Origin of the sequence: Psychrobacter sp. (assembly GCF_036731945.1) — a bacterium.
In the GTDB taxonomy this organism is placed as follows: Bacteria; Pseudomonadota; Gammaproteobacteria; order Pseudomonadales; family Moraxellaceae; genus Psychrobacter.
Map to the genome: position 1 here is coordinate 1 of NZ_DAINDI010000064.1, position 2,282 is coordinate 2,282.

The 2,282-nt window shown below is 41.1% G+C and carries 2 protein-coding genes and 3 tRNA genes; all 5 read left to right on the top strand.

What is annotated here, in order from left to right; all coding sequences use genetic code 11:
- A partial coding sequence (locus tag V7D75_RS11765) for a 5-methylcytosine restriction system specificity protein McrC (protein ID WP_442968962.1) occupies nucleotides 1-438 on the top strand: 438 nt, incomplete at its 5' end.
- A 242-nt stretch (nucleotides 439-680) separates the two neighbouring features.
- Nucleotides 681-757 (top strand) — tRNA-Pro (locus V7D75_RS11770).
- A 109-nt stretch (nucleotides 758-866) separates the two neighbouring features.
- Nucleotides 867-943, top strand: a tRNA-Arg gene (locus V7D75_RS11775).
- A gap of 39 nt (nucleotides 944-982) precedes the next feature.
- Nucleotides 983-1,058, top strand: a tRNA-His gene (locus V7D75_RS11780).
- Nucleotides 1,059-1,524: 466 nt separating this feature from the next.
- Nucleotides 1,525-2,282 (top strand): cupin domain-containing protein (locus V7D75_RS11785; RefSeq protein WP_333614710.1); only part of this gene is annotated, 758 nt, incomplete at its 3' end.

A 2,282-nucleotide genomic window follows, 5' to 3' on the forward strand; every position in this document is an offset into this window, starting at 1 on the left:
TGTTTGTCCATTAGTCCTGATTTATTGATTTATAAAAAAGCTCATTTGCAGACTGAGCCTAATCTCAAAGCGCTTGATGAGGACGACGTAAAATCAGAAACGCATACCTCTGCTTGCTCACCGCAATCAGGTAGTTATAGCCATGTGATTGATATTAAATGGAAGCATTTGCCGCATGCAGGGGCGATTCGTGCGAGCGACGCCTATCAGCTGAGCAGTTACGCGCAGGCTTATCATGCCGAGCAGGGCTGGCTGGTTTATCCCGTACAGGACGATAGCAGACAACCAATCCTGCTCCAGCAACAGGCTTATAATGACGCAGACAATGATAAAAGCTATAAAAAGCCACCAAGTCATGCCAAATTATGGCTGATACCCTTTAATGTGCTGACCGGAAAAGTAAACGGTGACTTGCTTCCAGATTTGAATGTAGTATAATAAGCGCTGTTGGCAATCTAGTATTAAGGTCAGTAAAAAACCAACGTTGCGGCACCGTCATTTTTGTAAAAAAGGCGCATTTTTGAAAGAATTGAACGATTCTTTAAAATAATCGAAAATAGGTGTTGACACAATCGGCTTTACCCCTTAATATGTGCACCTCGATAGCGAGGAACATTAACAAGTTAGCGGTATAACCAATAACGAGTTAAATAACAAACTATCGAGATAATAGAGAATTTCGGAGTGTGGCGCAGTTTGGTAGCGCATCTGGTTTGGGACCAGAGGGTCGTAGGTTCGAATCCTATCACTCCGACCATCTATTTAAAGAGCCTTACAGGCTTTTTTTTATGTATGATGATATAGTTTTTTATGTTAGAAGTTTCTGATATGATAAGCCAATCAAAATATGTAAAAGTCCTCTAAGAGCGCCTGTAGCTCAGCTGGATAGAGCATCTCCCTTCTAAGGAGGTGGCCGCAGGTTCGAATCCTGCCAGGCGCACCATTTAGCCTGTCAATCTTGCCTTATCAGGCAATAGTTATGGCGGTTGTAGCTCAGTTGGTAGAGCCCCGGGTTGTGATCTCGGTTGTCGTGGGTTCGAGTCCCATCAGTCGCCCCATATTTTATTTTGTATCTCCTTCCTCATTAAATTCAAAAATATTAAAATAACGCTGCTTGCCTTTACTGGCATTTTTTTGTGCCTGTTTGTTTTATATCAATGCATACTTTTTAAGTTATGATGATATACGAATTAGCCTGCTGTTTTAATTCTTATTAGTTATAAACTTCCTAGGCATTTAATTATCTAAGCGCCTGCTAGCCTTTTTTCGCTTTTTTTCTTATGATAGATAGGCTTGCGAATGTTCTATCATTTGTTAAGCCTTGTTCAATTAAGCTGTCACATTAAATTATTTACTCGATATTTTTAGTTATTTCTTTGCTTTGACTTTATCTAAAATAAACCGCTTATCAAATAAAAATAAAATTTTTTGACCCATTATTTTAAAAGATTTTGCAGTCATCAGTGCTTTGTTTCTATTTTTAAATTTTTCTATATTAATTACCCATGATTGAGGAAGTGAGCGATGGACGCACTAAGCGTGTTGCTACAAAATGTACATTTATTCGAAACCAAGTATTATCGATTGAATGTGACGGGCAATTGGTCTTATTCACTCACTAGGCAAGATACGATTTTGTTTTATTTGGTGATGTCGGGTGGTTTTTGTATCGACGTCGGCAATGGTCCACGAGAAACGCGCGCCGGTGACATGATTATGATTCCAAGCGCGCATCAGCATGTGAGTTATGCGCTAAATTATCATAGTGATGAGGCGCAGCCGCTAGATGAGTTATTGACGAGCTGTAAAGATCATACGCTGGATTTGAAGGGTGATGGTGATTCTGAGGCGTCATTGATATTAATCGAGTGTAAGTATGATAAGGCGATGATTCGGCCTTTATTGTCCGTACTGCCATCGATTCTGCCGGAAGTCAATGATGAAGATGATGGCCGGTTTGAAGTGATTGATGTCGAGATTAGGCTACTGACGCTAGAGGCTGAGCACGAGCGCATGGGTAAAACCGCGGTGATTAATCATTGGGCAAGTATTATGATGATTGAATGTTTGCGGGTATATATTGAGAGTCTGCCTGAAGCCACTGAGAATTGGCTAAAAGCGATGAAGGATCCGTTTTTGACCAAAGCGCTGGTTGCGATGCATGAGATGCCAAGCGAAAATTGGACGATTAATAAGCTCGCTGAGGTAGCAGGCATGTCGCGCTCAAGCTTTGCCCAGCGCTTTAAAGAGGTCGTTGGTATACCGCCGTTGACCTATTTGAT